Annotated in this window: 24 protein-coding genes; 20 read left to right on the forward strand and 4 right to left on the reverse strand. The window is 38.3% G+C overall.

Translation table 11 applies throughout. The features are described 5' to 3' along the window. The first annotated feature begins 50 nt into the window (after positions 1–50). The 9 genes from UFO1_RS01080 to UFO1_RS01125 all read left to right on the forward strand — a co-directional run bounded on the left by UFO1_RS01080 (position 51) and on the right by UFO1_RS01125 (position 12,343). Entirely contained in the window at positions 51–815 is a 765-nt protein-coding gene (locus UFO1_RS01080; RefSeq protein ID WP_038666799.1) for a serine hydrolase, read from the forward strand. 399 nt (positions 816–1,214) lie between these two features. Then, the gene (locus UFO1_RS01085; RefSeq protein WP_038666802.1) at positions 1,215–1,892 is read left to right on the forward strand and encodes a DUF2625 domain-containing protein; all 678 of its coding nucleotides are present in this window, start codon (positions 1,215–1,217) and stop codon (positions 1,890–1,892) included. Between the two features lie 334 nt (positions 1,893–2,226). After that, positions 2,227–2,643: a hypothetical protein gene (locus UFO1_RS01090; protein ID WP_038666805.1), complete on the forward strand. Its 417-nt coding sequence runs from the start codon at positions 2,227–2,229 to the stop codon at positions 2,641–2,643. A 711-nt stretch (positions 2,644–3,354) separates the two neighbouring features. Next, positions 3,355–4,269, forward strand: a complete 915-nt coding sequence (locus UFO1_RS01100) for a DUF5655 domain-containing protein (RefSeq protein WP_038666811.1) — start codon at positions 3,355–3,357, stop codon at positions 4,267–4,269. 108 nt (positions 4,270–4,377) lie between these two features. After that, entirely contained in the window at positions 4,378–7,641 is a 3,264-nt protein-coding gene (hsdR, locus tag UFO1_RS01105) for a type I restriction-modification system endonuclease (protein ID WP_038666813.1), read from the forward strand. A gap of 269 nt (positions 7,642–7,910) precedes the next feature. After that, positions 7,911–9,329, forward strand: coding sequence for an N-6 DNA methylase (locus UFO1_RS01110; protein ID WP_038666817.1), 1,419 nt, complete (start codon positions 7,911–7,913; stop codon positions 9,327–9,329). Beyond that, the gene (locus UFO1_RS01115; RefSeq protein WP_038666820.1) at positions 9,329–10,705 is read left to right on the forward strand and encodes a restriction endonuclease subunit S; all 1,377 of its coding nucleotides are present in this window, start codon (positions 9,329–9,331) and stop codon (positions 10,703–10,705) included. The genes UFO1_RS01110 and UFO1_RS01115 overlap by 1 nt, the downstream gene beginning before the upstream one ends. A 386-nt stretch (positions 10,706–11,091) precedes the next feature. Beyond that, complete coding sequence (locus UFO1_RS01120; RefSeq protein WP_038666823.1) at positions 11,092–11,745, forward strand: MtnX-like HAD-IB family phosphatase; 654 nt, start codon at positions 11,092–11,094, stop codon at positions 11,743–11,745. Positions 11,746–11,977: 232 nt separating this feature from the next. Beyond that, positions 11,978–12,343, forward strand: a complete 366-nt coding sequence (locus UFO1_RS01125; protein WP_038666826.1) for a hypothetical protein — start codon at positions 11,978–11,980, stop codon at positions 12,341–12,343. 350 nt (positions 12,344–12,693) lie between these two features. Here the strand turns inward: UFO1_RS01125 and UFO1_RS25090 are convergent, their stop codons facing one another. Then, positions 12,694–12,942, reverse strand: a complete 249-nt coding sequence (locus UFO1_RS25090; RefSeq protein ID WP_038666829.1) for a hypothetical protein — start codon at positions 12,940–12,942, stop codon at positions 12,694–12,696. Between the two features lie 609 nt (positions 12,943–13,551). Between UFO1_RS25090 and UFO1_RS01140 the strand changes: the two genes are divergently transcribed. The 5 genes from UFO1_RS01140 to UFO1_RS01160 all read left to right on the forward strand — a co-directional run bounded on the left by UFO1_RS01140 (position 13,552) and on the right by UFO1_RS01160 (position 17,586). Further along, complete coding sequence (locus UFO1_RS01140; RefSeq protein WP_038666835.1) at positions 13,552–15,048, forward strand: hypothetical protein; 1,497 nt, start codon at positions 13,552–13,554, stop codon at positions 15,046–15,048. Positions 15,049–15,079: 31 nt separating this feature from the next. Further along, a complete protein-coding gene (locus tag UFO1_RS01145) occupies positions 15,080–15,499 on the forward strand; it encodes a phage holin family protein (protein WP_038666838.1) in 420 nt (139 codons plus the stop codon). Between the two features lie 176 nt (positions 15,500–15,675). Continuing rightward, positions 15,676–16,311 carry a hypothetical protein gene (locus UFO1_RS01150; RefSeq protein WP_038666840.1) on the forward strand — a complete coding sequence of 212 codons (636 nt, stop codon included), beginning with the start codon at positions 15,676–15,678 and terminating at the stop codon, positions 16,309–16,311. A gap of 192 nt (positions 16,312–16,503) precedes the next feature. After that, a complete protein-coding gene (locus UFO1_RS25095) occupies positions 16,504–16,644 on the forward strand; it encodes a hypothetical protein (RefSeq protein WP_158442762.1) in 141 nt (46 codons plus the stop codon). 303 nt (positions 16,645–16,947) lie between these two features. After that, a complete protein-coding gene (locus UFO1_RS01160; RefSeq protein ID WP_038666846.1) occupies positions 16,948–17,586 on the forward strand; it encodes a hypothetical protein in 639 nt (212 codons plus the stop codon). Between the two features lie 169 nt (positions 17,587–17,755). On the opposite strand, the gene UFO1_RS01165 is transcribed toward UFO1_RS01160, so the two are convergent. After that, the gene (locus tag UFO1_RS01165) at positions 17,756–17,932 is read right to left on the reverse strand and encodes an Arc family DNA-binding protein (protein WP_038666848.1); all 177 of its coding nucleotides are present in this window, start codon (positions 17,930–17,932) and stop codon (positions 17,756–17,758) included. A gap of 198 nt (positions 17,933–18,130) precedes the next feature. Between UFO1_RS01165 and UFO1_RS01170 the strand changes: the two genes are divergently transcribed. From UFO1_RS01170 to UFO1_RS01195, 6 genes are all read left to right on the forward strand, one after another. Beyond that, positions 18,131–18,796: an HAD-IIIA family hydrolase gene (locus UFO1_RS01170; RefSeq protein WP_236639304.1), complete on the forward strand. Its 666-nt coding sequence runs from the start codon at positions 18,131–18,133 to the stop codon at positions 18,794–18,796. Between the two features lie 177 nt (positions 18,797–18,973). Continuing rightward, complete coding sequence (gene dcuS / locus UFO1_RS01175) at positions 18,974–20,575, forward strand: DcuS/MalK family sensor histidine kinase (RefSeq protein ID WP_038666851.1); 1,602 nt, start codon at positions 18,974–18,976, stop codon at positions 20,573–20,575. Next, positions 20,572–21,246 carry a response regulator gene (locus tag UFO1_RS01180; protein ID WP_038666854.1) on the forward strand — a complete coding sequence of 225 codons (675 nt, stop codon included), beginning with the start codon at positions 20,572–20,574 and terminating at the stop codon, positions 21,244–21,246. Before dcuS ends, UFO1_RS01180 begins: the two co-directional genes overlap by 4 nt. Before the next feature lie 150 nt (positions 21,247–21,396). Beyond that, on the forward strand, positions 21,397–22,722 hold the full coding sequence (locus UFO1_RS01185) for a 2-hydroxycarboxylate transporter family protein (RefSeq protein WP_038666858.1): 1,326 nt from the start codon (positions 21,397–21,399) through the stop codon (positions 22,720–22,722). Between the two features lie 26 nt (positions 22,723–22,748). Then, positions 22,749–23,069, forward strand: a complete 321-nt coding sequence (citD, locus tag UFO1_RS01190) for a citrate lyase acyl carrier protein (RefSeq protein ID WP_371256630.1) — start codon at positions 22,749–22,751, stop codon at positions 23,067–23,069. Positions 23,070–23,202: 133 nt separating this feature from the next. Beyond that, a complete protein-coding gene (locus tag UFO1_RS01195; RefSeq protein ID WP_038666861.1) occupies positions 23,203–24,198 on the forward strand; it encodes a TrkA family potassium uptake protein in 996 nt (331 codons plus the stop codon). A gap of 4 nt (positions 24,199–24,202) precedes the next feature. On the opposite strand, the gene UFO1_RS01200 is transcribed toward UFO1_RS01195, so the two are convergent. Together UFO1_RS01200 and UFO1_RS01205 are read right to left on the reverse strand one after the other, a co-directional pair. Beyond that, entirely contained in the window at positions 24,203–25,357 is a 1,155-nt protein-coding gene (locus tag UFO1_RS01200; RefSeq protein ID WP_051788786.1) for an acyltransferase family protein, read from the reverse strand. 193 nt (positions 25,358–25,550) lie between these two features. Beyond that, positions 25,551–26,393, reverse strand: a complete 843-nt coding sequence (locus UFO1_RS01205) for an aldo/keto reductase (RefSeq protein WP_038666864.1) — start codon at positions 26,391–26,393, stop codon at positions 25,551–25,553. Between the last annotated feature and the right edge of the window lie 24 nt (positions 26,394–26,417).

Genomic DNA, 26,417 nt, shown 5'->3' on the forward strand with positions numbered 1-26,417 from the left:
ATACAAAACGTATTGAACTTTCCAAAGATAAATTATTTTGAGGTGGCTACATGATAAAAAAGATTACGATACTACTTGCATTATTGACTCTCGTTACTGCTCAAGCCTTGGCAGCTTCTCCCCTTGAGCGAGAAATAAAAAACGATTTGCAAAAGTTTGATGGCCGAGTTGGCGTTTTTGCTCAAAATTTGAAAACTGGTCGGACCATCGAATTTAACAAGGATGATGTATTTCCCTCGGCTTCAACCAGCAAATTAGTGGTTGCCTTAGCGACCTATAAATATTTGTATCCTCAGGCCGATTCAGCCAAGGCCAGTCAATATGATCAGCAAATTCAGCTGATGATGACGGTTAGTGACAACAATTCATTTGAGGAATTGTTAAATGAGATGGACACCGACCACAAGGATGTTTTGAGTCAGACTGTCAAGAATCTTGAGCTTCGCAAAACCCAAATTCATAATGAAGATGCTTTTAGGAAATATCAATACCATAGTGTAACTACACCCTACGAAATGGGTAAAGTATTTGAGAAGATCTATAATGACAAGTACCTGAATAAAGGCAAAAGTGAGCAGCTAAAATACGAACTGGCGAATACGATTTATAATGACGAAATCCCGCGCTACATGTTGACTCCTGTATTTCATAAGGTGGGTGAACTGGATGAGATTCTTTGTGATGTAGGGGTAATCCAGGATGGCCATGATCCGATCCTGATCAGCTTTTTTACAGCGACCGGCGATCATACGTATTCCAGCAATTTTATTGCCACTGAATCAGCGAAGCTTTATAACGCCCTGAGGAGAAAATAGCAGCAAGTTAGACTGTGATGAAACTAATGTTTCAACACAGTCCTTTCCTATTACTCTAGCCACCCGTTGACAATTATCGGGCAGGAGGGTTCGGTGTAGGCTCTAAGGAAGAATTCCCATGCAAGGGAGGGCTCTAATTGGATCGTGATAACACCCATTTGCTTACCTTTATAGTAGCCATTAATTTCGGCGTCATGGTTCTTGTAATCATAGGGCTCTTAGTTTATCCGATGACTAAACCGCTCTAAGACTCCCATCTTCTATAAGTGGGAGTTAAGAGCGGCTAAGTCCCTGGATAAGTGCGACTAAGATTCAGATGGAGTTAAAACTCCATCTGAATCAAGTCTTCTTTATGTTGTTAAGACTTGAACTTTAATAGAAAGGAGTGAATGAAAATTTATGAGACCACTTGATGAATTGATTAATAAAAAAGATTCTGCATGGCCTCTTATACAAAAATGGCTTTCAAAAGCAAGGAATAAAGTAGAAGTTCTTCCAGTTAGTAAGCATCAAGCTGACAAAGTTCTATGCGATTTACAGGTTACGACTCGATCCTCATTAGGCACAGTCGCTTATCATACAGGAGGGATATTATTTGATAATGGTTGGTTACGTTTCTTGGGATCAGGGCATAACTTGCTGCCTAGAAACTTATCAACATGGAATCAATTTGATACCCAAAGAAAAGCAAGGAAATTAGATGGCGGTTTGCTCATTGCAGACGATGTAGTAGGTGGATTCTTTGCTTTAAATCGTGGATTATTTGATGGAAAAATAGGAGATGTATTTTATCTTGCTCCAGATACACTAGAATGGGAGTGGCTGGAGATGGGGTATTCGGAGTTTTTGTATTGGGCTTGCACAGGAAAGTTAGAACAGTTTTATGAGACGTTCCGATGGAATCGTTGGGAAGAAGGGGTCAAACAAACCAATGGGAATCATGGAATTCTAATATATCCTCATATATGGACAAGAAGTGAAGAGGTAATTAATCCAGCAAGGTCCATCGTACCGATAGAAGAAATTTGGAACATAAATATGATGTATCGGGAAAAGTTCGGTTGCTGTTCCTATTAATAAGTATTACTTTAGCAGATTTATATAACTAGATAGAAATAATCTTGGCGATTACTTGGCAATTAGTTGGCGATTACATGGCGATTATAGATATTAAAAATTCCCGCTTAGTATAAATTAAAACCTCTCTTTAAGTACAGAAATGATTACGTAGGCATCGTTTTTGGTGCTAATTTTGATAAATCCAGTATTTTTGGTTATTTATGGAGACCTTAAAGGAGCTCCCATGAATTAAAAAGCTCCTTTAAACATGGAATGTGAAGTTGTAGATGTAATCGACATGCCTAATGATGATGACTAAACAATAGACCAATCCATAAAGGAGATATGTATTATGGACAAGGAGCTATCAGTTTGGCAAGGCCTTCTAATTAGTTCAATAATAACGCCTATTTGTCTACACTTACAGTATCCATTGAATCTTATGGCTATGCTTCTTGCAATTTTGGTGTTTTTCGTATACGTCATTAAAGACAGAAAAAAATATAATATAATTAATTTTGTTGGAATGTATAGTATTATTATTGGCTCCATAGTAGGTGTAATGATGATTACGGGGAAGCTAGACGATTTTTCTTTATTTGCTCAGCTTTTAGCTAGTATGGGTATGATTTTTCTAGGTATCATCTTAATAGGGGTAGGAAATCACATCGCGAATCCAGAAAGGGTTCCTAAGAAAACATTGTACTTTGGAACGGCCTTTTTCTGTTTTATCTTGGGAATCTATTGGCTTTTGTTCGAACTACTTTAGTATATTTATGTAAATGGATAGAAAGAATCTTGGCGATTGGTTGGCGATTAAAGATATTAGAAACTCCCGTTTAATATTAAAGTTATGAGGGATAGGTTAATTGTTCCGAAGATGAAAGCCTGAAACAGAACCCTATCTTGGTAAAACAATGTTTATTGTAAAATTTTAGCAGGATTTAGCATTTAATAAAGAGAAGATACCCATAATCTACCTGGTGCAGATTGTGGGTATCTTCTCTTTTAGATTCGACATAGTAGTGAAAATTGAAAGATATATGGATGGTGACTAAAAATAAAACTACTATTTATATGCAGTAGAAACAAATGGCGAAGCTTAACTGCCGAGAAAATATTTCATGGTGTTAATGGTTATGAAGTGAGGTCGGCAGGGACTGAGGACAAAGCTCGTATTAAGGTAACAAGGGGACATATTGGATGGGCCGATTTCATTTTTGTAATGGAAAAGAAACATATAAGACGGCTTAGAGAAAGCTTCAGTGATATACTCCCAAACAAAAAAGTTGTATGCCTCAATATACCTGATGAATATCAATTTATGGATCAAGAGCTAATTGATATTCTTTTATCTACGGTATCAGAACATATTGAGATTCCAATGACGTTAGATGAGTAAGACTTGGTTTTATCACGTTCGTTACTACCAGCAAAATGCGATAAAATAGAAAATGAAGTAAGAAAGGATGCTCATTACATGAGTGAAACAAAAGTATTCCAACTGAATGGAAATAATGCGGTAGAATTGGCTAGAAAGACTATTGAATTGGAAAAATCTCTCCAGACAATTATGGAAAAAAATCTTGAAGTCTTTCTTGGTGTTGGTTTCTTGCAATCTGAATATACAACTGGTAAGACCCATGGTGGTCGAATTGATACGTTAGGATTAGACGAAAACGGGTGCCCTGTTATCATTGAATATAAGCGAGCTATTAACGAAAATGTAATAAATCAAGGGCTGTTTTACTTAGATTGGCTGCTTGATCACAAGGGTGAATTCAAATTGCTCGTTATGGAGAAGATGGGTAAACAGAAAGCGGAACAGATTGATTGGACTGGACCTAGGCTTATCTGCGTAGCAGCATCTTATACTAAATACGATGAGCATGCGGTTAAACAAATTAATCGCAATATTGATTTGATGAAGTATTGTAAGTTTGGGGCAGATCTCATTGCCTTGGAACTGGTTTATTCTAACAGTGCCAGTACACCTATTCATAGCAAGGCTATTGAACAAGTAGAGGGTATAAAAAGGAGCGGTGATAAGTCTGTTGCTCAGTGGTTAGAAGAGTTAGATCCAGAGATGTTGAATCTATTTGAGTCGATTCAAGCTTTTCTATTGGCATTAGGAGATGATGTCTCAGAAAAGCAACTCAAGCTTTATATGACTTATCGTCGAATTAAGAATTTTGCTTGTGTGGTCATTCAAAAGAAATCGCTTCTTGTCTATTTGAAATTAGATCCAGATACTGTATTATTGGAATCTGGATTCTCTCGTGATGTGCGGACAATAGGTCATTGGGGTACAGGGGATTTGGAAATAACTCTCCGTAGTCATGACGACCTGCGCAAGGTAGAGGCATTACTTGTTAGGAGTTACGAAGAAGCGTAGAAGAAGGAATATAAGCTTATATCCAGTCAATTGATGAATAATATAAATATGCAAATCTTAGTATGTCATGCAATAATCCGTACTACTAAACGTGCAGGAGGACTAGTAATGAGCAATAGTAATTTTGAATTTCTTAATGGCAGATGGCCCATGCTTGCGCAGTTGGGCGCCCTTGCTGAAAAAAATATACAAGAAGACTCAAATACTACCCTGATTAAACTAGGAATGTTTGCCGAAGTATTAGTAAAATTTATGTTTGCCTATGATAATCTAGATGAGCCTGCCGATGGTAAGTTAGCCAGTAGAATCAGCATCTTAAAAAGAAATGACTTATTATCAAATGATATCAACGATATCTTATATACCCTAAGAACCAAACGGAATGTAGCCGCCCATGACGGATATCATTCAGAGAACGACGCAAAAGTGCTTACGAAGATGGCGTACAAGTTGGGCGTTTGGTTCATGCAAACCTATGGTGATTGGAGTTTTGAACCGGAAAAATATATTGAGCCTATACATAAATCGGCAGCAAATGAAATGAAAGACTTAAAACAAGAAAACAATAGATTAACTGAAGCTTATGAAAAAGAAAATCAAAAGCTGAAAGAGACATTAGAAGCACTGAAACAGCAATCAACAATAGAAGTAGTAGCACAACGAAAAAAACAATCGCAAAAGGCAGCCGGGTTTGTGAAGTTGGATGAGGCAGAGACTAGAAAAATTATTGATGGTAAATTGCGAGCCGCTGGGTGGGAAGCAGATACGGAAGTCCTTAGATATGCACACGGCACTCGACCGATAAAAAATAGAAATATGGCGATAGCAGAGTGGCCTACTAACTCCAATACACGTAATCACGGACGAGCAGACTATGCACTTTTTATCGGATTAAAATTGGTTGGCATAGTAGAAGCAAAAAGAGCCAGTAAAGATGTTGCTGCAGACCTTGATCAAAGTAAGGAGTATGCCAGAAATATAAAGAAGGAACATCTGGAATATGTCAGCGGCAAGTGGCAGGATTGTTATGTGCCTTTTCTGTTTTCTACTAATGGCAGAGAGTATTTGAAACAGATTGAAACCAAATCAGGCATATGGTTTGTAGATAGCAGAAAGAGTACCAATCATGCAAAAGCCCTTCAGGGCTGGTATACTCCCGAAGGATTAAAAAAACTATTGGAGTTTGATGAACAAGAAGCGCATGAACGATTAAAACAGGAAGATACGGAATACCTAACAAGCAAAAGTGGCTTAGGATTACGGGACTATCAGATCAAGGCTATAGAAAAAGTAGAAGAAACCATAGAAAAGGGACAACGGACAGCACTTCTCGCCATGGCTACTGGGACAGGTAAAACGAGAACTGTAGTTGGTATCATGTATCGGTTATTGAAAGCCAAGCGATTTAAACGAATACTATTTTTAGTAGACAGAAAAGCCTTGGGAAACCAAGCGGAAGATACTTTTAAGGAAGTAGTAATTGAAGGTCTAGAGAAATTTTATGATATCTATGACATCAAAGGGATAGACGAGTTAAAGCCAGATAGTGAAACAAAAATCCATATATCAACCGTACAAGGCATGGTAAGGCGGATACTCTGCAATGAAGATTTAGATCGCATGCCGAAGGTAGATGATTATGATTGCATCGTAATCGATGAGGCCCATCGAGGTTACATCTTAGATAAGGAAATGGGCGAAGTAGAGCTTGAAATCAGGGACCAGACCGAATATGTCAGTAAATACACCCAGGTCATAGAGTACTTTGATGCTGCCAAAATTGCTTTAACAGCAACTCCGGCTCTCCATACGAAAACTTTATTTGGTGATCCTGTATATAAATATACCTATCGAGAAGCTGTCATTGATGGATATTTGGTAGACCATGAACCACCCCATCAATTAACAACACAACTAAAAGAATCAGGTATTCATTTTGATAAAGGCGAGTCCGTGGAAGCATATGAGATAGAAACGGGAAAAGTAATCAATATTGATGATCTTCCAGACGAACTGAATTTTGAGATTGAGAGTTTTAATAAAAAGGTAATTAACGAGAATTTTAACAAAGTCGTATTGCAGGAAATCGCCAAAGACATTGATCCTGAAGGTTCTAAGAAAACCCTGATCTTTGCGGCTACTGACAATCATGCAGATTTAATCGTCACCTTATTAAAGGATATCTATTCAGAGATGGGTGTCGAAGTGTATGATGATGCGATTAAGAAGATTACTGGTTCGATAACAGATCCACTCAGTATGATAAAGCGGTTTAAAAATGAGACCTACCCCAATATTGCCGTTACCGTTGACCTCCTTTCTACTGGTATCGATGTACCAGCCATTTGTAATCTGGTATTTTTAAGAAGAGTGAAATCTAGAATTCTCTATGAACAAATGCTAGGTAGAGCAACACGGTTATGTAGTGATATTCAGAAAACCCATTTCACTATTTATGATGCCGTCGGTTTGTATGAATCCTTAGAAGACATCACCAATATGAAGCCAGTAGTAAAGAATGTGGCGATTGAATTTAAAACATTAGTCAATGAACTTGCCGCTTTTTCTACCATGGAACACAAGAAAAGTGTAATCGAGCAAATCGTGGCAAAGCTGCAAAGGAAAAAACGGCAATATGATAAGAAACAACTAGAACAATTTGCACATATCGCAGGTGGTAAGACACCAGATGAACTAATTCAACACATTCAGCTTGGCGATATGGAACGGATTATCAGAGAACTAGAAGAGAATGTGAAGCTCGTAGACTTTTTAGATCAGAAAGTGGGTTTGCAAAATGGCGGGATTATTATATCCAATCATCCCGATGCCTTAAAAGAACATTCCAGAGGCTATGGCGATGCAACAAAACCAGAAGACTATATCGAGAAATTTAGTATTTATATAAAAGAAAATATGAATAAGATACCAGCCCTCGAAATTGTATGCACTAGACCCAAAGAGCTTACTAGACAAGCATTAAAAGAATTAAAATTAGAGCTTGATATTCATGGTTATAACGAGACCAATCTAAATACAGCATGGCGTAGCATGAGCAACGAAGAAATAACTGCCGATATTATCAGCTTCATCAGAAGACAAGCCCTTGGCAGTACGTTAATGAATCATGATGAACGCATAAAAAATGCCGTGAAAAAAGTAAAGAAAATGCACCAATGGACCAAGATTCAAGAAAGCTGGCTAGACAGAATTGAAAAACAATTATTAATCGAAAGTGTGATTGATAAAGACGTATTTAATACAGGAGCTTTCAAAAGCCAGGGCGGATTTAAGAAAATTGATAATATACTCGGTGGAAAACTAGAACAAGTTATCAATGAAATTAATGATACGTTATATGATGTAAGCTAGCTTAACAATGTTATAATAGTAAAAGTTGGCGATAGGTTGGCAATTCATTCGCGATTAGCTGGCGATTAAAACAATAGATAATAAGAAGAGTATTTTGAAAAATACTTGGCGCAAAACTAAAACAAGTATGGATTGAAATATATGATAAACTATATGTGGTAAATTAACTCATGAATGTTATAATGTAAGGATCAACTGGCACAACCCTATCTTTGATAGGGTTGTTTTATGAAGATATATAGGATGGCCTTAGGAAGGATTGAAGAATAATGAATAATACAGAAATCGTAGCAAAACTTTGGAATTTGTGTAATGTGCTTCGGGATGATGGTATCACCTATCATCAATATGTAACCGAACTGACTTATATATTGTTTTTAAAGATGGCCAAGGAGACAGAAACAGAAGATAATATCACTGAAGAATATCGCTGGGACAGACTGGTGGAAAAAGAAGGCACAGAGTTAAAAACATTCTACCGCCGACTACTATTAGACCTTGGGGAACAAAGCCAAGGCAGAATCAAGCAAATTTATTCTGGGGCAAATTCCAACATTGATGAGCCGAAGAATCTAGAAAAGATTATCAAGTCCATTGATGCCTTAGATTGGTATAGTGCCAAAGAAGAAGGTCTTGGTAATCTCTATGAAGGATTGTTAGAGAAAAACGCTAATGAGAAAAAATCAGGGGCGGGTCAATATTTCACTCCTCGACCGCTCATCAATATCATGGTTCAGTTGGTAGATCCGAAGCCAGGGGAAAAATGCAATGACCCCGCTTGTGGTACATTTGGTTTTATGATCGCTGCCGATCAGCACATTAAGAAAAATACAGATAAATTATTTGATTTGTCGGAAGCAGATCAGGATTTTCAAAAGAAGCAAGCCTTTACAGGTGTGGAGCTTGTACATGAGACTCATCGTTTAGCATTAATGAATGCCATGCTTCATGACATTGAGGGTGAAATTTTTCTCGGTGATACCCTGTCTAGTTTAGGTACACAGATTAAGGATTATGACGTAGTATTAACAAATCCCCCTTTCGGTACCAAGCAAGGTGGAGAGCGAGTAACCAGAGATGATTTAACCTATATGACGTCGAATAAACAGCTTAACTTTCTTCAACATATCTATCGTTGCCTAAAGAAAAATGGACAAGCAAGAGCGGCAGTGGTCCTGCCTGATAATGTACTGTTCCAGGACAATGATGGACAAAAAATCAGAGCCGACTTGCTGGAAAAATGCAATCTACATACCATACTAAGGCTGCCGACAGGCATTTTCTACGCCCAAGGCGTGAAAACCAATGTGCTATTCTTTACCAAAGGTAAAACAGACAAAGATAACACCAAAGAAGTCTGGGTTTATGATATGCGTACCAACATGCCTAACTTCGGTAAGACGACACCCCTTAAAGAAGAACATTTTAATGACTTCATTGAAGCCTATACTGCCGAAGACAGGTCAGCAATCCAAGATGAACGCTGGAGCGTTTTCACCAGAGAACAGATTGCCGAAAAAGGTAATAGTCTAGATATAGGCCTAATCCGCGATGACAGTGTCCTTGATTATGAAGATCTCCAAGACCCGGTGGAAAGCGGTGAAGAAATAGTGGCTCAGCTAGAGGAAGCTGTAGATTTAATACTGAGTGTAGTAAAGGAACTGAAAAGCCTGGGCGGTGGCAAGTAATGGCGAAAAAAGAAAAGCTGTCGCTGGAAGAACTACTAGAACAGGCACTGGTTAAGGATGAGGACAAACCATATGAGGTGGCAGAAAATTGGGTATGGACGAGGTTTAAATTTTTAGCAGACAGGTTACAGTATGGATATACTGAATCGGCATCTAATGATAAAATAGGACCACAATTTCTTAGAATAACTGATATTCAAGACAACAATATTGATTGGATTAATGTGCCATACTGCAAGATAATAGATAAGGATTATGACAAGTATAAAGTGAATAATGGTGATATAGTAGTTGCTAGGACTGGTGCGACTACAGGAAAAAGTTATTTAGTTAGTAATCCCCCTGATGCTGTATTTGCATCATATTTAATAAGAATTTCACCAATCAGTCACATTGATCCTGCATACATGTGGCTGTTCATGAATAGCTCATATTACTGGAATCAAATTATTGAAAATAAAAAAGGTAGTGCTCAGCCAGGAGTAAATGCGCAAAAGTTAGGTGAAATTATCATTCCATTACCTTCTTTAAAAGAACAGCAAAGAATCGTTGCTTTAATCGAATCCCTTTTCGAAAAGCTCGACCGCGCCAAGGAACTTGTCCAAAGCGCCCTGGACTCCTTTGAAAAAAGAAAATCCGCCATACTGCATAAAGCTTTTACTGGGGAACTGACCAGAGAATGGCGTGAGGAGAATGGAGTGAATTTCAAAAAGGATTGGGTGAAGAAAGCATTAGGAAAATGCGGTAAGTGGTTTGGCGGTGGAACACCAAGCAAAAGCAATCCACAATTTTGGATAGATGGAAATTTGTTGTGGGTTACACCGAAAGATATGAAATCTGTATATATAAAAGATACAGAGGATAAAATTACAGAAATTGCTGTAGATAGTTCAAGTGCAAAACTCATACCAAATGCCGCAGTTTTATTTGTTGTTAGAAGTGGCATTTTGCGAAGAATATTGCCAATAGCAATAACAACACGACCAGTCACAGTGAATCAGGATATGAAAGCTATAATACCAAGAGATATCGATATTAAATTCTTTTACTGGTATTGTTTGGGTAAAGAATCTGATATAAGAAATAAGTGCGCTAAAAACGGAACAACAGTTGAAAGTATCAGTTCTGATTTACTATATAAGTATGAAATATTAGTTCCACCACTACAAGAACAACAAGAAATCGTCCGCATTCTCGACAGCCTCTTGGAAAATGAACAAAAAGCTAAAGAACTCTGTGCTGTCATTGAAAAGATAGACCATATGAAAAAATCCATCCTGGCCCGTGCCTTTCGGGGTGAACTTGCCACCAACAGCCCTGAGGAAGAAAGTGCGTTAGAGTTACTCAAAGAAGTGTTAAAGGAAAAAACCCAATAAATTTATACAATTTAATGGGCGTATTGTAGAGAAATAGGGACATTAACATTGTTCCAAAATAGAAAGGGATTTTCGAGCCATAATCGCATTGAAAATCCCTTTTGTCTTGCCTACAGTCTGAGGAATAATTATTATAACGAATAACATTTTTGATGGCAAATGGATTATTTTTTTAGCTTGTCTACCAGATCTTCTTATGAATAATCGTATTGGTAAGGTTTTTTAGATGCAATTTAGCGGATATGAAAGGCTTGATTAACCACAAAGAAAAGTTTGAAATAAGTGTCGAAATATGAGATACTGCTGATACGTTTTACTAGCTAGACTTCAATCACTAAAGTAAGCAAGGATATAGCAATAGCCGAAGCTAAAATGGAGGAATTATTTTGAAAAAGTTTGCTTTTGTATCAGATTTTGATGGGACATTAACGGATCGAGATTTTTATCATATTATTATTGATACCTATCTGCAGGAATGGGGCATGCAGTTTTATGAGGATTGGAAAAAAACGAAAAAGATTAATGTAGAATTTCTAAATAAAATCTTGGGGTCGATAGGGAAAACTGAGGAAGAGATTCTGATTGAAATTCACCGTATACCTTTGGATGAATATGCGGTAGATTTTATTCATAGAGTACAAAAGGCAGGCGGGGAGTTTTATATCCTAAGTGCTGGGACAAGTTATTATATTGATCGATTACTTGCTCATCGACAGATTGAAGGTGTGAAGGTTATTTCTATGGGCGGAGTATACAAAGATGGGGGTATCGAAATTACTCCGGATGAAGGGAGCCCATATTTTTCTGAGATTTTTGGTATTAATAAAGCAAAAGTAGTAGCAGATTTGAAAAAGGAATTTGACATAGTCTTTTTTGCTGGAGATAGCGAGCCAGACTTAGGAGCAGCCAAAGAAGCCGATATTGCTTTTGCCAAAAAGGATCTAAAGGAATTGCTCAGTAAAGAACAACAAGAATTTGTTCCTTTTGAAAATTTCAAAGAGGTTGAAAAGTATCTAGAGGATAGAGGGTGGCTTGCATAATGCATGCGTTGCCTTACTCTGCCAATTCAACCTGAATAAGTTATATCGTATAGTAACGGAAAAAATAATTAATCCAAATACGAAACTGCCCTTGCGCCTGTGAAATCCAGGAGTAAGGGCAGTTTTCTATGTAGCTTTATACTAGGAAATTAACATAAGCTGACTAAGCAGTCACAATTCTGTCATATTTCTATAATATACTTAAAGTAGGAAATTAAGGGAGTGATCGTTTATGAAAAGCATAGTTAAAAAGATAGCTATTTTCTCAATGGTAGGCCTGATGCAGATCGGTTTTGGTGCATCAGTAATAGAAGCTTCATCGTTACACAGTGAACCAGTTCCCATGCGGCACCATGATGATCGAAATGATCAAGATCGGCATGAACGCGAGCGACATGAAAGACAAAGACATGAACGGGAGCGTAGGGAGCGTGCTGAAAATGAACGGCACGAACGGGAGATGCGGCGTCGGCATCATGAGAGTGAGCGAGAATGGCACCATCGACAAGAGAGAGAAAGGGAACGTCATGATAATACAATGAGAGAAATTGCAGCTGGTTTGATTGGGATATGGATTGGTTCGCAGATTAATAATTAACAGTAGCATAAACCGTTATCTAGCAAACTGCTAGGTGACGGTTTTTTTACGGAATCAGAAAGTATAACACTTTCTTGATTCCAAGTAAGAACGACTAAGGCTTCTGCCTGCATCCGAGGACTTGGCACAAGTCAAGTCTTTTCTTATATCGGCATTTTTACTCTGCGTAGTTTAGCGTGGTTTAATGTTAGAGAGGCATAAGCAGCATCTACCTATTTAGGTGAATGCTTTTTGGTTAAATTGGATTTTTGTCATATAGTTGTTTTGTTATTATTATAATATTTATAAAAAGGGAGGTTATTAAAAGATGAAGAAAACGTTATTATTAATGATAGCGTTGTTTATTTTGTCTATCTTCTCGGCAGTAAGTGCTCATGGCAATCAAGATAATTTGTTAAGTTCCAATCATCGAATCGTTGTAGTGAATGATCCCCAGGCTCTAGATTCACATGACCCACAGCAGCCGTATCCACCTCAGCCACAGCCCCCGCAACTACCTCAGCCACAACCACCAGAATCACCACAACCACAACCACAAGTACCAGATCAACACGATCCGCATTAATATTTTGTATATAGCGAAATAAGAAGTCGTCCATAATGGGCGACTTCTTATTTGTAGCGGACAGCTAGTGGTTTACATATAATAGATTAAAAATCAACATAGGAGGTGGCCTTGTGGATTACTATTCTGGTGTTCCAAATTGGCATTTGGCGAAGTCCAGCAAAAGATGCATCAAAACCTATACTTCGATCTTTAAATTGTATGAAGTTCATTTTATTAGGTTATATAAGGTATGCTCGTGGTGCGGTTCTGAATTCGATTATTACTTCTATCATGGCAGATGTCCTTGTTGTGGCGATAAATCGAATATTAATAATAGCGACGATCCTCCTCAACCTGGTTTCGTGTTCTTTCCGGAACTTTTAACTGAAAGTTCTTTACTCACGCTTTTTCCAGAACTTGCGTTTTATCCATAAATAGCTGCCCCTTCAGGGTGGCTTTCTTACTTTCGAATAACTGCTGCTTGATTTTATACCCATAAAACAACAATACAACGTATATTGGCCCATTAGCGTTTTTGGTAATAGAGAGACAATGCAAGGACTGAGGAAAATCAAGAAATGTAGTAAATTTCCAACGGTTGTCATTAATATGTCATATTTTTCCTGTATTATATAGTTCTGAATGAAGGAGGGGATAATACATGAGCTATGGCAATAGTGATGGTTCGGACGGTAGCTCTAACGGTGGTTACGGAGGAGATAGTTCCAGTAGCAGCTCCGCTGGTGGTTATGGCGGAGATAGTTCTAGTAGTAGCTCCGCTGGCGGTTACGGAGGAGATAGTTCCAGTAGCAACTCCGGTGGTGGTTACGGAGGTGATGGTTCTAGTAATAGCTCCAGTAGTAGTTGCGGAGACGATAGTTCCAGTAGCAGCTCTAGTGGTAATTTCGGAAGTGATAGTTCCAGTAGTAGTTCTAATGATGATTCCAATAGTAACTCTAGCAGTGCTGATAGCACAAGTGATAGTAGTGATAATTCGGATAGTGGTTCTAGCAGTGATAGCTCGAATGTCAATTCTAACAGTAGCGCTGCAGCAGAGAATACTTCCAGTGTCGATTCTAGTAGCAGCTTAACGGGTACTCAATTAGACGGTTCTGCAGGTAATAGTTTAAATCCCAGCGAAGGTATTGTTGGAGGAACTCCCTGTTCAGAAGTTATGAGTAGCTATTATAATAGTAGTACATATAATGGCATTAATCTAGATGGAACAGCAGGGGCTACGTTGGATTCATCGGAAACAGCCACGGCATATAGTTTTACTGGTTACATTAGTGATAACTATGACAGCACAGTTGCAAGTTCCTATCAAAGTACGATGGATATGAGTGGTTTCCAGAATACAGAGGTAACGGAACCATCTTTATTAGGTAGTGCTTGGAATTCACTAACTCAATGGGCTGATCAAAATGTTGTTCAGCCTATTCAGACGGCGTTGAACACACCGTTACAGACTCCTGAAAGTACTTCGGTAGCGGATCTTCTGGCGGATAATGTTCCTGGCATGACGAAAGATGAAGTTGAAAATGGTCTTAGTAATATGGGGCTTGCGACTACAGATGTAAATTCGACAACGAATATGATTGGAGATGATCCAGACGCTATTAGCAATTGGGCAGCGGCTAATGGTATTCAGCCAACAACGGTAACACCAACAGAGACAGCTGGGGTAGGTAATTTGTTGAATCAAGCAATTAATTGGGATGACGAACATGCCAATCCTGCGAAAAATCTTTTACTAAATTCTGGGGATACAGGTATTGCACAAGGAATTGATTCATTAAAGGAAGTTACTGTTGGAAAAGTCAGTGTTCCATCTTTAGGCCTAGCTGCTGAATTGGAAGTAGCAGAAAAATCCCTTGGTATTTCAGCTTTAAAAGGGATATCAAAACTTACAGGACCGTTAAATATGGTCTCTACAGGATATGATATATATGGTGATTTTCAGAAATATGAAGGAAAAAACTTAGTGGGAGCTGTCGGGGCAGACTTACTAGCATATGGCGCAGGAGTTACTGCCGCTGCTGTGTGCGTTACATTTAGTGCACCTGCTATTATAGGTGTTGGTATTTGTACCGGTGTAGCTGTGGGTGCTGGCCTTCTGGTTAATTATGTTAAAAGTACTCAATTATCAAAGAAATAATAAATAAATCAAATAAAGGAGAAATACAAGTATGAAGGAGAGACTATCTACATGGCAAGGGGTGCTAATTGGTTCGTTGATAACACCTATTTGCTTACGATTACAATATCCATTAAATCTTGGAGTTATGGTTCTTGTAATCGTAGGGCTCTTAGTTTATGTTATTAAAGATAGAAAAGAATATAATAAATTTAATTTTGCCGGTATCACCAGTGCAATTATTGGTTCAATAGTGATCGCCATCTCGACTACAGGACAGACAATGCAGGGTGTTTCTTTCGGAACTCAAATTTTATCTAGCCTGGGATTGCTTTTTATGGGGATAATTCTTATAGGAATAGGTAATCATATCAGAACTCCTGAAAAGGTTTCGAAGAAACAATTAATGTACGGTTCAGGAATATTATTTATTTTTTTTGGTGGCTTTTGGGTGTTATTAAACTGCTTCTGAATAGTATTAGGTTTATATGTGCAAAGAGTTGTGATCTATTATGCCCTAATACTATATTGTTAGATAATGTTATAGGTAATGAATTATAAATCTTAAAAAAGCTGATTGGTTTCGTTGCTTTCGGCTGGGCGGATGCTGTGGTATCTGTACATTGAGTCCCTAGGAAAGGAAGTATTTTGAAAGAATTAAATAGTACAGATGTTAAAGCGTATATAAGATTTGAATCACTTAATGTTTCAAAACGTAGAATCCTTTTTTCGCACATTATGATTAGTGGATTAATTTCTATACCTACTGCGGTATTTGGTGTATATTCGAATATAACCCAAATATTAATAATTCCAATTATAGTACTAGTTGCTATTTGGGCGGTTAATTTAGCATTTGGGATTGAAAGGAAACAAAAGGAATTCATTTTATTTTTGGGGTGTAATTCTTTAATTCTATCAATGACATGTTTACTTGCTATTTATAAGATATTGTCTACTATTATTGAAGTAAGTACTATGGCGATAATAGGTGTAATTATTTTTTATATTATAGGTTTAATAATAAATAATTTGAACGTTTTACGATTAATAAAGAAAGGTTATTATCACAAGAATTCAATTAGTGGATCAACCGTCTTAATTTTTCCTTTTGCTGTATTTGGTTTAGGTATCGGTAAAGCAATGATAGGTAATATTGGACAAAATGGAGCGGTTATTTTAATAGCATCTTGTTTAATGTTCTTTGCAGTTGTATGTATGATAGGAACTCATAATTTATTGAAATACATGTTAATAAGGAGATTTAATAAAAGTATTGATTAAGTTACACTCCTACGTAAAAATGCCCTTGATCCTGTGAAAAGTTCAGGATCAAGGGCACTTTCTATGCATCTTTTACTAGAAAGACATGTAAGGAGTGAGGAAAATCAAGAGATACAGTCATCTCTTTGGTTGTCACTAATATGTCATATTTTTCCTGTATTATAAAGCTCTAAACAAAGGAGGAGATAATACATGAGCTATGGCAATAGTGACGGTTCGGATCGCAGCTCTAGTGGTGGTTATGGAGGAGATAGTTCCGCTAGCAGCTACGGTGTTGAAGACGTCTGTATGAATAAAGATGCGGACTCACAAGATCAGAAGGGTGGTAAATAATGTATTACTTTCATATTTTCTATGCTATCCTTGAATATCTTCTATTTGGAGTAGTTTGGTTTATTGCACAGTATAATTTTTTGTATAAAACTTCTTTTTACAAAAATATTTGTAAGGAAGAGAGCGCAAAAGAAAAAAAGAAAAAAGCTTTGAAGTCGGCTATAATAGTAACCATTCTATTTGCATTCTTTAAAAATATAAATCATATCTTATCATATTTAAATTTGTTTAATTAGTCTCTTGCTTTCGGCTGGGCGGGTGGCCGAGTGTCTGCACATTTAAGGCTCTAGGAAAGGAAGTTTTATGAAAGAATTAAATAGCGAAGATGTTAAAGCGTATACAGATTTTGAAATAATAGATTTATCAAAGAAAAAACAAATTTGGTCAAGTTTTTTATTTAATTTATTAATTGCTATACCTACGGCATTCTTTGGGGACTATTCAGATATAACAAGAATAGTCATACCTCTAATCATTATAATATCAGCTGTATGGGTGGTTTACTTAAGTTTTAAGATTGAGAAAAAACGGGAAAGTTTTATTTTATATTTGGGGTGTAATGCTTTGTTCACCTCGATTATTTGTATGCTTGCTAGCTATAAGATATTGTCTACGATTATTGAAGTAAATAATTTGGTGATAGTAAGTGTAGTTGCCTTGTATATTATTTGTCTACTATTAAATGTGCTAAATGTATTACGATTAATAAGAAAAGGGCACTATGGCAAGAGCTCTCAAAAAGGATCTGCAGCTTTAATTATCCCTTTTTCAGTATTAGGTTTAGGTATTGGTAAAGCGATGGTAGGTAGAATTGGAAACAGTGGAGCAGTTATTTTGTTAGCATCTTGTTTAATGATTTTTTCATTTATGTATTTGATAGGAACTCAAAATATATTAAAATACGTGTTAATACAGATATATGATAAAAGTACTGCTAAATAGTGATTTGAATACAAAAAACTAGGAATAAAATGCCCTTGATCCTGTGAAATTCAGGATCAAGGGCGTTTTAGGTCTTTGGGGAATTATCATATTTTATTATTTATAATATGAAGCATAAGATTTTTTTCGTATTTTAAAAAATATACTTTTACGTAAAAGACATGGACTATTAAAGTACTTCAACTTTAATGGGGCCGTGCTCTTTTTCATATGTGGAAATATGAGTCTTGATGAGCATCTCTAATTCTTTGTTGACGGTTCGAAAATTATTATCAGCAATAAATCGAAGCTTTTCTAAACTTTCTTGATTGATGCGAAGTGTAAATTTAGGCATTTTTGACGGCACTCTAATCCCTCCATGTGGTCATAATTGCAATTTCAATATATAGTAAAATAAATTACTAGGGCGAATTGACGGCTAGGTGACGGCAATATATAATATAAAAATGAGGTGACTAAAAGGTGACGGCTTTATATGGTTACCTATAGTATCTCGAAAAGAAGACACTAAATACTCTAAGATGACTGGAGGACAGTACAAGTAATGATCATTCATGGGTCACTTATTGATGTTCAAACAAATTCCATAAACATAGCTGAAATTATTGATGGAACGGTAGGTTTTATGGGAATACACGGTTTTGCTGTTTCTGGAGGAGAATATAGAAGGGAGTGGAAAAGTATGAGGAAAAAGCCTGCGGTGTTTTTTGATCGTGATGGAGTCTTAAATGTAGACAGAGGATATATTTGCAGGCCTAAAGAGTTGACATGGATGCCGGGAGCGATGGATGCAATTCGGCTGCTGAATAAGCAAGGTTACTATGTATTTGTAGTTACCAACCAGGGCGGTATTGCACGAGAGTTTTTTACTGAAAACGAAGTGTATGATTTTCATGAGTTTATGGCAGAAGAAGCGGACAAGCAGGGAGCAATCATTCATTCTTTTTATGTCTGCCCCCATCATCCAGAAGGGACGATTGAGAAGTATTCTTCTAGCTGCAATTGCCGCATGCCCTTAACGGGGCTAATTGAGCAAGCGTGCCTAGAATGGCCGGTTGATCTCAATGGATCCTTCTTAGTCGGCGGTATGCAGGAGGGGCTTGATGCAGCGAAAGGAGCTGGCATACCTGGATATCTGTTTGTAGATGGCAACTTGTATGATTTTGTTCAGGGGATTTTGAAAAATAGACGAAGTGGAACCGAAAATTAATGATCATAGGATTCGTGACAAGCAAAGATTCACAATATTTTGTCATAATTTAGCAGGATTTTCATATTTAAAGGGAAATAAAGAAGGAGAAAAGCTTAAAATGTATCAGGCTGGTGGACAAATTATCCTAGTTATGTAGAACGGTAAAGAGTAATGCTGTATTGCGGAGTGGTAAGAATGAAAGCGAATCCAATGTTTAACTTGCAGACGAAGATTATTCTTTTGGTTTGTGGTGTAGTAGCATTAGCGTTATTGGCTGCGAATGCTCTGATCACCAATCGGGTTGAGTCGAACGTACGAGAGACACTTGGGCAGAAAGCGATAGATGTTAGTCGGATGGTGACTCATTCCTCTATCGTGATTGCAGGCTTAGAAGGTCAAGATGAGGCACTGATTCAGGAATATGCGAATACCATTCGTACTGCTGTGAATGTGGAATTTGTGGTTGTGTTTGATATGCAGGGAATCCGTAAATCCCATCCCGATGAGACACTTGTTGGTAAACATATTAAGGGCGGGGATGAAACATTAGCTTTGCAAGGGAATGAGTATATCTCCTATGCAGAAGGTACGTATGGACCTTCCTTGCGGGCATTTTCCCCTGTGTTTGCGAAGGATGGGAGGCAAGTCGGGGCAGTCGTTGTGGGAATATTGCTTGGTGATGTAGAAAAGGCATTACAGGAAAGTCACAAAATTATATATATTGCTACCCTTTTTGGATTCATTATTGGTATCGGTTTTGCTATTTTACTTGCGAGAAATATTAAGAAAACCTTATTTGGCTTGGAACCCTTTGCCATTGCGCAACTGGTTCAAGAACGGAGTGCTATGTTGCAGTGCGTGCGGGAAGGGATTTTGGCAGTGGATAAGGATAGTGTCATAACCATAGCGAATAGTGAGGCGATACGTGTATTAAAGTTGGCTGGAATACCTGGTAATCCCATTGGACGTCAAGTCGCTGATTATGTTCCCCATACCCGTCTAAAGGATGTAATGAATACAGGACAAGCAGAATTGGATCAAGAACAAAAAATCAATGGGGTGACCATTTTAACCAATCGAGTTCCTGTTGTTGTAAATGGTGAAATTGTTGGAGCCATAGCCTCGTTTCGCGATATGACAGACATGCGTCAATTGGCAGAAGAACTTACTGGTGTCAATAGTTACGTAGAAGCGCTTCGTTCCCAAGCCCATGAGTTCTTGAATAAAATGCATGTGATTTTGGGACTGGTTCGCTTAAAATTTTATGACAAGCTTGAACTCTATATCACGCGAATTGCCAATAAAGACATTGCGGAGTCTGAATTTGTGGGTGGGTGTATCCATGATCCTGTTCTTGGCGGGTTACTCCTAAGTAAGTTTAGCAGAGCCAGGGAAATGGCGATTGATATGGTGTTGGCTGAGGACAGTTTTCTGCCAGAGCCAGTTGATGTCCAAGTCACACAGGAATTAGTTACGATAGTGGGCAATTTAATTGATAATGCCCTTGATGCTGTGAAAGACACTCCACATCGTCAGGTAAGGGTATTGATGAAATATAAGGATAACCAATTGAACATCGAAGTGATGGATTCTGGTCCAGGCATAAACCTGGCGATTGTGGAACAGATCTTTCTAAAAGGATATTCGACGAAAGCCCAGAGTCGTGGTTTTGGATTATTCCTCGTCGCACGGGCCATCGAAAGGTTAGATGGGACCATTCAAGTTGTAACGACTCCTGGAAATGGTGCATTATTTAAAGTCTCAATCGCGTATCAAGGCAAGGAGGTGGTCTCTTGATCAAAGTTTTGATTGTGGAAGATGACCCTATGGTCGCCGAGCTGAATAAGCATTTTCTAGAGCAAGTCGAAGGTTTTTCCTTAGCGGGAATCGCGTACAATGGCGCAGAAGCCCTTGAGTTTTTAAAAAATCATGAAGTACGTCTTATTTTGCTTGATATTTTTATGCCGATTGTGGATGGTATGGAATTATTAAACCGTATTCGTTCTATAGGCCATAATATTGATATTATTATGATCACCGCGGCACGCAATAGTGTAAGTATACAGAACTCTCTCAGACAAGGTGTTGTTGACTATATTGTTAAACCCTTTCAATTCGAACGCTTACATGCAGCACTTATCGCTTATCGGGATCGAATTCAACTGATTGAAGAGTCTGCTGTCCTCAATCAAAATGAAATTGATTGCCGCATTTTATCAAAAGGTGATTTGTCAGCGAGGGAACTGCCCAAAGGGCTGGAACAGGAAATGCTGAACATTGTGCTTGCCCAGGCAAAACTATATTCTACGCCTTTTACTACGGAAGAAATGGCGAAATGTGTAGGGAGATCACGGGTGTCCATTCGGAAATATCTCAAATTTCTCAGAGAGACGGGTGTTCTACAAGGGAAACTTACATACCACTCTGTTGGTCGTCCTGTTACCATGTATTCTTATATAAATCGGTAGTTTGTTTTTCATTCCGGGGTCGGCTTCGTCCGTTCCCGGAATTATTTTTGCCTTACATTAGTTACATAATGGTTCCATATATTCCGATACCCTTAGCGATCAAGAAGCAGAATGCTATACTCAAAGCAAAGCGATAAGGAGGAATGTATTATGAATCTGGCAACAACAAAATCAAGTCCCAACTTACTGCAGAAAGGTTTTGTGTATTTACAGTCGATTACTATTGGTTCTGTGCCTCTTCCCTTGTACTTAATTCTTGCAGCACTCATTTATATTGCATCTCTACATGGGAAACTACCAGCGGATATGATTGGCGGCATTGCTATTATGATGATTATGGGCATGGTACTGGGGGAAGTTGGTCTCAACGTGCCAGTTCTGAAAGATATTGGTGGGCCTGCCATTCTATCGATTTTTGTGCCGTCTATTTTAGTCTTTTATCAGCTTTTGAATGTGGATTCGATGAAAGCCATTACGGCTTTTATGAAAACTTCCAACTTCTTATATTTCTATATTGCTTGTCTGATTACAGGCAGCATCTTGGGAATGCTGCGAGTGGTGCTGATTCAAGGTTTCATTCGAATGTTTATTCCCATTCTCGTGGGCTCTATCGGTAGTATTGTAGTAGGGACAGGGGTTGGGATGATGACAGGCCTTGGGGCCCATCATTCTTTCTTCTATGTCGTCATTCCCATTATTTCCGGTGGACTCGGGGAAGGAATTCTGCCCCTATCGATGGCCTATTCAGAAATCTTAAATCAGCCCTATGAAAGCTTCATTCCTCATCTGGTGCCAGCGGCCATGCTGGGTAATGTGGTCGCCATTATGATGGCTGGTGGACTTCGGACGTTAGGAGAAAAGAAACCCCATTTAACGGGTAACGGGGTATTAGTCAGGACCGGGGATGATGAAAGAATGCATGCCCCACAGAATATTGACAAACCTGTAAACTTTTCTCTTATGGGGGCAGGATTGTTACTCGCATGTTGTTTCTATATCTGGGGACAGTTAGCCAGTAAGTTTATCCCGATTCCTGCGCCCATTATTATGATCTTTTCCGCTGCCCTAGTGAAAGCACTGGGGATTATGCCAGAAAAAATGGAACAAGGAGCGTACCATATGTATAAATTTGTGTCTGCAAATTTGACCTGGGCACTCCTAATTGGTGTGGGAGCTTTATATACTCCTTGGAAGGATGTCCTTGCCGCTATTAGTCCTGCCTATATTGCCACCGTCGCTGCTTCTGTGGTCGCTATGGTTGCATCAGGATTTTATGTTGGCAGGGTGATGAATATGTATCCGGTGGAAGCAGCACTTGTGACGGCTTGTCATAGCGGTTTGGGAGGTACTGGTGATGTGGCGATTCTGTCAGCGGCCAGCCGAATTGAACTCATGCCTTTTGCCCAGATTTCCACACGCCTGGGTGGAGCCTGCATGGTGGTAATGGCAGCTATTTTAATGCGATTGTCCTTATAACCTAAAGAACTTAGGGAGTGATGATGATGAGTGTTATAGACAAGGAAGAGAACACACGCAAAGTCGGACAAGCGGGTACCTTAGAACCCAATGATGTGTTGATTCGAGTAGAACCGAGAGAAACGGGCAGTGGTGTCTTCATTGATCTAACCAGTAGTGTGAAGGATCAGTATGGAGAGGCCATTCGCCGTAGCTTATTAGCCGTGGTTGCGGAGCAGAAGGCTTCTGATATTTATATTACAGTGATAGACAGGGGAGCATTCGATTGTACCATCCGGGCTCGTTTGCTCACCGCTTTAACCCAAGCAGGAGCTGTAGGAAAAAGACGCCCTTCGGCTGGTAAGTAGATATTCTCATCAAGATACCCCAGTAATATTAAAATCCTTCCAGCATGCTGCTAGAAGGATTTTTTGACGTATAGTGGATGTATTGGTAAACTAAGGGGAGGGAGAAGCATCATAACATCAGGAGGTGAGTATTATGTATCTCAATCGCTTAAAATTATCACTTATTTTTTTTATTGGTATTTTAATAACCGGTATTATTGGTTTTATGGTATTGGAAGATCTATCGATTTATGATGCGACTTATTTAGCTGTGGTCACGATTACGACGGTGGGCTATGGTGATATTGTGCCGAAAACACCAGCTGGCCGAATGTTTACTTGTCTGTTTGTTGTTATTGGGGTAGGGATGGCTTATTATACGTTTACATTAGTGATCAGTATGTCGATCGAAGGACGGTTAAAAGATTTCTTTGGGAGGAAGGGTATGGATAGGCGTATTGCAAATTTGGATAATCATATTATTGTCTGTGGTGCTGGTAAGGTAGGAGGAAATGTAATTCAGCGTTTGCAGGATGAAGGGGAAGATTTTGTAGTCATTGAAAAGGATTTACCACTCTATGAAAAGTTGTGTGATCAAAAGGTGTTAACCATCCACGGAGATTCAACTCTTGATGAAGTATTACTAGCAGCTGGTGTCAAAAGAGCTAAGGGCTTGATTACCGCTTTGTCTCATGATGCGGATAACGTATATGTTACTCTCACCGGAAAAAGTCTCAATCCCGAGATGGCGATTGTGGCAAGAGCGGATCGGGCAGAAGCGGAAGAAAAGCTGCGACGGGCAGGGGCTACCACGGTTATTTTTCCATCGGTAATGGGCGGGCGGCAGATGGTGTCGGCGATGATTAAACCTGTCATTATGGATTTTGTTGAAAATTTGTTTTACAATCAAGAATTACATATGGATATTGCCGAGGTTACGGTACATCCAGCATCCCCATTGGTAGGGAAAAATTTCATTGAAAATGATATTAAAGGGCGATTTGATTCCATTGTAGTGGCCATCAAGCGTGATAATAAGCTGATTACCAATCCCCCAGGAACACAAGTGATAAGCGCAGGTGATATCATGATTGTTCTTGGTCAGAGGACAACTTTAAGTAAATTGAATGAGTTGGCGTTAGCGGAGTAGGGGGCTATAGGGGGATGTGGGGATTGGTTTTTTCGCCTCGTTTTTTAAAGGGCAAAATAGGCTGGATTATATATTCAGCGATTAAGTAGCATAAAATAACGGTGGTAATCGACACACCAATATATTTTATCCATATATTTATTTCTAGCTTTTGTACAATGCATCCGATAGGGATGATTACGCATTGGTGAATGAAATAAATCGTATAAGAATTAGCGGCGAGCCTACGCCATAAGTAGGCATTACTATCAAAAAAACGTTGGAACAAGGCAATAAGTGCAAAGGTAGCGGTTAGGCAAAAAGTAGCATGGGTAAGTGCATGACCTGCTTTATATAGTATAGGTACATCAGGCATAAGGGTAAATGTCACCCGATAAAATAGAAAAACAAATAACATAATAATTGCCGAGCTGCCCCAGGTAAGTAACCCAGGGGTATAACCACCGCGGGTAAACCAAGAATGCTTCCAAGCATAAACTCCGAGTCCGAAGTAGCAAAGGTGCAAAACAAGTCTTACTGGCTGAATCACGAATATAAATTTCACGTTCATCCATGTATCATTCCAAAAAAACAAATTACCACTAAAAAAAGCTGCCGTAGTAAGCAATGCAAAAGCAGGGAAAAACCATATCGATGGAGCGCTTATTTGGGGCGACTTTTTAAAGTAGCTGGGATTGAATAGGTAGGCAATCATAAGTAATAAAAAGAATAGGGTCAAGATCCCTAAAAACCAATAATGAGCCTGTTGGTAATACGGACCAAAGAAATCATTCTGCCAGAAAGAAAAATAATTGGGTGGCGTATCCATGCGGCTAAATAAAGCACTGTATGCGATGAGGGGAGCAATGAATAATACGCCTCCAATCCAGGGAAGAACAATGTTTTTAAATTTATCTTGAAAAAATGTAGTAAGTCCTTTCTTGACTAACACCATAGGGGCAAAATAACCAGCGATCATAAACATGATGGGCATAATATATACATCTGTTTCTAATACAAAAAGATCAAAAAATTTATTTTTTTGTATGTCATTTACATACCACCATTTAAGATCCCAAGTGGTATACCCCATGGCAATATGAAATACAACCACTAATAGAATAATAAAAGCTTTTAGATTATCAAAGAAATACACCCGTTGTTTGTTCACGGCTTGCATGTTGATTTATCCTCCTCTAATCATGATTTTACTTTTATTATTCAGCATGTAGCGGTAGAATCCTTTTTCTGCCATATTTAAAATTGATCAACTTCAATAAAATTTTCGCTTAGAGAACTGTTTCTTTGAATTATTTTTGAGCTAAAAAAAGAGGATATAAACGAAAAATTTTCGTTTATACCCTCTTCTTATATTAAAAGTTAAAATTGTCTGGATCAGATCCAACACGCTGATTTTGGTTTAAAGCATCAATTTGTTCCATATCTTCTTTCGTAAGCTCGAAATCAAACACATTGGAGTTTTCAATAATGCGATGTTCTTTTATCGACTTCGGAATGGTTACGACACCATTTTGTAAATCCCACCGTATAATAACTTGAGCGATTGATTTACCATATTTGTTAGCAATCTCTTGCAATGTAGGGTTATCCAGTAACTTACCTTGCATTAAGGGGGACCAGGCTTCAAACTGAATACCTTGCTCTTTGCAAAAGGCCCGGAGTTCTTTTTGAACTAGACGTGGATGATATTCCACTTGATTGACCATTGGCTTGATTTTAAAATCTTGAAATAGATCTTTGAGGTGATGAACATGGAAATTACTTACCCCAATGGCACGAACTTTTGCTTCGTTATAAATGGTCTCCATTGCTCTCCATGTCTCTTTATATTTTCCTTTTACAGGCCAGTGAATCAGATATAAGTCGAGATAATCTAGATCAAGTCTCTTTAAACTTGCTGTATAGGCTGCTAATGTGGATTCATATCCTTGATCTGCATTCCAGACTTTTGAGGTTACGAATAAATCTTCTCGAGAAATACCGGCTTCCTTTAGTCCTTCTTTGATACCTTGTCCTACGCCTTCTTCATTTCCATAGATGGCTGCTGTATCAATACTGCGATAACCAGATGTAATGGCAGTTCTTACAGCATCTACGACTTCTCTACCTTCTTTCACCTTAAATACCCCTAAACCAAGCCAAGGGATTTTTACTCCATTCGCCAAGGTTACTGTGTCTTGCAGGTTCTTTGCCATAATAAATGACCTCCCATTTTTTTA

Source organism: Pelosinus sp. UFO1 (assembly GCF_000725345.1).
Lineage (GTDB): Bacteria > Bacillota > Negativicutes > DSM-13327 > DSM-13327 > Pelosinus.